Below are 4,294 nucleotides of genomic sequence, written 5' to 3'. Positions count from 1 at the left end.
GTGTAATCCTAATTACGACCAAAAAGGCTGAAGGAAAGAAGTCTAAGAATTTTTCTAATCCGAAGAAATAAGCAATCCTTGAAATATAGAATATCGAATAACCAATACGGAATGTAGAAGTAAGAAAGCGCAATCGTTATAGTTTCGAGTTCCAAGTTTTAAGTTTCAAGTTGCTGTTATAGTTACCCCTTTAGAGCTTGTACCGATTTTACATCGGTAGGCCAGGGGTTTGTTGCTCGTGGCTGTGACTGCGACTATGCCCCCTTTTTGAATTTTGGAATTTAAAACCTGGAATTTGAATCAACTTGCAGCTCTTTCAATCCTTCATTCCATCTATCCTTCAATCATTATAGAAATATATTGAGATCCGACCTTTTCACAAGATCGGATCTCTGAAATATTTTCAGTGTTGCGTTCTTTGAATCAAGTGGCTTATAGTTGCCAGTCGCCGGTGTTTTTGGCCAGACCTGCCATTTGTATCTGTTCCAAATGTTCGGCCAGGTTACGTGCTACAACTTTTACCGTTCCGTCGTTATGCAATTCAAAGCGGCTGATGCTGGTGTTTTTCGGAGCATCCCATTGATAATACGAATCATGGTCGAAACCATGTAAAACAGTCCAGAAAGCACGAATCAAACCACCATGGCTCATCGCAAAAACCTGCTGTCCTTCGTTCTTGGCTTTGATCTTTTGAATGAATGCTTCGGCACGGACAATTAAATCCTCGGCTGTTTCGGCACCTTCCGGCAAATCCAGTTCCTTCCAGTTTTTGGGGAATGGTTTTCCTTGCCAGGCTGCCAAATAGCGTTCGCGTAACAGTTGTTCCGGGATGATTTCTTTTTCAGGATGAAACTTGGTGACTTCGGCCGTTGTTTTCATTGTACGAAGCAAGTCGCTGGAATAATAGGCATCAAATTTTTCATTCTTCAAATATTCGCCTACTGCCTCGGCTTGCGCAATTCCGTCTTCGTTCAGCGTTCCAGGTGTTTGACCCTGGCAGATTCCCTGCTTGTTTTCAACGGTTTCTCCGTGTCTGACTAACCAAAAATCAATCATTGTTTATTGTGTGTTTTCGTGTTATCTTCTAATGTCAAAATTCCCTGCAAAGTTGCAAAAAACAGACCAACAAATGTTCTCCGGGTATTGTTCAAGTTGATTCTTTGCATTCATTTAATGTCATTTTGCTGGTATTTAACTGTAATTTTAAAGAGGTTTAGCATACTTATAGCCTAATATTGAGTTTGTGATTTCTATTAATCCCCAAAATACGTTTCTATGATTAAACAATATTTTGTGTTAGCGATTGCTCTTCTGGCACTGTGCGGTATTTCGCGCGGAGCAGATCAGGAAGCACGTCTGATGCGTTTCCCGGCAATCCAGGGAAATCAGATTGTCTTTTCGTATGCCGGCGACCTGTATACGGTTCCGGCTGATGGCGGTAAAGCCCGTAAACTAACTTCAGATGTGGGCTACGAGATGTTTGCCAAAATATCGCCCGACGGCAGCACCATTGCTTTTACCGGCCAGTACGACGGCAATACCGAGGTTTTTACCATGCCTTCAGAAGGTGGTTCGCCCAAACGTTTAACCTACACAGCTACCTTAAACCGTGATTTGGTATCCGACCGCATGGGACCCAATAATATTGTGATGGCTTGGTCGCCCGATGGGAAGGACATCCTTTACCGTTCGCGGAAGCAAAGTTTCAACTCGTTCAAAGGACAGCTTTTTAAAGTGTCAACTGAAGGCGGACTTTCAGAAGAATTGCCTTTGGCCGAAGGTGGTTTTTGCAGCTACTCGCCTGATGGGTCCAAGCTGGCCTTTAACCGTGTCTTCCGCGAATTCCGAACATGGAAATATTACAAAGGCGGGATGGCCGACGATGTTTGGATCTTCGATTTCAAAACCAAAGAAATCAAAAACATGACCAATAACGATGCTCAGGATATTTTCCCGATGTGGGCCGGCGATGAGATTTTCTTCTTGTCGGATCGCGATCGCACCATGAACATCTTTGTGTACAACACAAAAACAGGCACAACCGAAAAGGTCACCAACTTCGATACCTACGATGTGAAATTCCCTTCAATTGGTGGAGACCAGATTGTTTTTGAGAATGGTGGCTACATCTATAAGATGAATGTGAAAGATAAAACTCCGGTGAAAGTTCCGGTGTATATCGACAACGATTTCATTTATGCCCGGAATGAATGGAAAGATGCTTCGAAGCAAATTTTCGATGTGGATGCTTCGCCGGATGCCGAGCGTATGTTGTTCAGTGCCCGTGGCGATATCTTCAGCGTGCCGGCTGAAAAGGGAATTACCTGGAATTTAACCAAAACCCCGGGAGTTCACGAACGTAATGCTGTTTGGTCGCCCGATGGCAAGTATGTAGCTTACCTGTCGGATGAAACCGGCGAGTTTGAAGTGTACCTGAAAGAAGCGAAAGTAGGAGCAGAGGCAGTTCAGTTAACAGATGGTGCCGATACCTATAAATTTTCGATCGACTGGTCGCCCGATAGTAAAAAGATCATGTGGGCCGATCGTAAACTGCGTCTCCGTTATGTGGATGTAGATACCAAGAAAGTAACCGATGTTATCGACTCGGAATGGGGACAAGTGCGGAATTACTCCTGGTCGCCCGACAGTAAGTGGATTGTTTTCAGCCGTCCAACGGATAATCAAATGTCGGTCATTTCGGTATACAATCTTGATAGCAAGGAAACGAAAGATGTAACCGATAACTGGTACGATAGTGGCTCAGCACGTTTCTCGGCCGACGGTAAGTTCATCGTTTTTGTTTCGGAACGCGACTTCAATCCAACTTACAGTTCTACAGAGTGGAACCACTCGTACTCAGATATGGCACGGGTATATATTGCTATCTTATCCAAAGATACGCCTTCGCCCTTTGCTCTGGAGAACGATACTGTAAAGATTGTCAAAGAGAATGGTGCAGCTAAAAAATCGGAAGCTAAGGAAGAGGCTAAATCGGAAGATAAGACTGTGAAAATTGATTTTGATGGTATTCAGGATCGCATCCTGTCGTTGCCGATTAAGGCGTCGAACTATTACAATGTGAATTTGATTGACAACAAGGTTTACTACTCACAATCCGATCACGGCGTAACAACCAAGGTGTATGATTTGAAAGAGAAGAAGGAAACCGACTTGGGTAAATTCACCTACGGCATTACGGCCAATAATAAGAAGATGATTGTTCGTGAGCATGGTAAATATGCGATTATCTCATTACCGTCAGGGGCCGTGAAAATTGATAAAACAGTGGATACTTCTAACATGAAAGTGTGGGTAGACTATTCCCGGGAGTGGAAACAAATTTACGATGAAAGTTGGCGACAAATGCGCGACTTCTTCTATGTAGCGAATATGCACGGTCTGGATTGGAAAGCTATGCACGATAAATATGCCGTACTGGTTCCTTATGTGCGTCATCGCGATGACCTGACCTACCTGATTGGCGAACTGATTGGTGAACTGAATATTGGTCACGCCTATGTGCAAAGTGGTGAACGTCCCAAACCGGAGCGTATAAAAACCGGTTTACTGGGAGCTCAAATCAGTGCTGATAAGTCGGGCTACTTTAAAATTGATAAAATCCTGAAGGGCGCCAACTGGGATCAGAAACTTCGTTCTCCATTGACAGAGGTGGGTGTGAATGCCCAGGTTGGCGATTATATTGTTGCCGTGAATGGTATCAGCACCAAGACAACCGACGATTTGTATTCGATGTTGGTTGGCCTGGCCGATAAAGAGGTGGAGCTTAGCTTGAACAGCAAAGCCAGTGAAGAAGGTGCTCGCCGGGTGTTAGTAAAGCCAATTGCCGATGAAGCAGAATTGTACTACTACAACTGGATTCAAACCAATATTGAAAAGGTCAACAAAGCTACCAACGGCGAAGTGGGTTATATTCACATTCCTGATATGGGACGTGATGGTCTAAACATGTTCGCCCGCTTGTTTTACCCGCAGCTGAATAAGAAAGGCTTGATTGTTGACGATCGCGGAAACGGGGGTGGTAATGTATCGCCGATGATTGTTGAGCGTTTGCAGCGTGAAGTACAACGTTCCAATATGCGCCGTAATTACAAACACCCAACTCCGGTGCCAACCAAAATCATGTTGGGGCCTAAAGTGTTGCTGATCGACAAATATTCGGCTTCAGATGGTGATTTGTTCCCTTATGGTTTCAAACACTACAAGCTGGGAACAGTTATCGGAACACGTAGCTGGGGAGGTGTTGTTGGTATCAGTGGTTCGCTGCCTTTTATGG

Annotated in this window: 2 protein-coding genes; one reads left to right on the top strand and one right to left on the bottom strand. The window is 44.2% G+C overall.

Going from position 1 to position 4,294, the window contains the following annotated elements; all coding sequences use genetic code 11:
• Window positions 1-432: 432 nt before the first annotated feature.
• The gene (locus AC37HE_RS13820) at window positions 433-1,056 is read right to left on the bottom strand and encodes a histidine phosphatase family protein (RefSeq protein WP_500783437.1); all 624 of its coding nucleotides are present in this window, start codon (window positions 1,054-1,056) and stop codon (window positions 433-435) included.
• Window positions 1,057-1,275: 219 nt separating this feature from the next.
• Here AC37HE_RS13820 and AC37HE_RS13815 point away from each other — a divergent pair.
• Window positions 1,276-4,294: S41 family peptidase (locus AC37HE_RS13815; protein ID WP_500783436.1), on the top strand; the 3,019-nt coding region annotated here is incomplete at its 3' end.

This window comes from Mangrovibacterium sp., from assembly GCF_059905295.1.
Note: the sequence above shows the minus strand (reverse complement) of the source record. Positions and strands in the feature narration are given on the sequence as shown.

Coding starts and splice junctions, on each gene's coding strand:
- AC37HE_RS13820 (WP_500783437.1), bottom strand. CDS start 1,056: ATGATTGATTTTTGGTTAGTCAGACACGGAGAAACCGTTGAAAACAAG.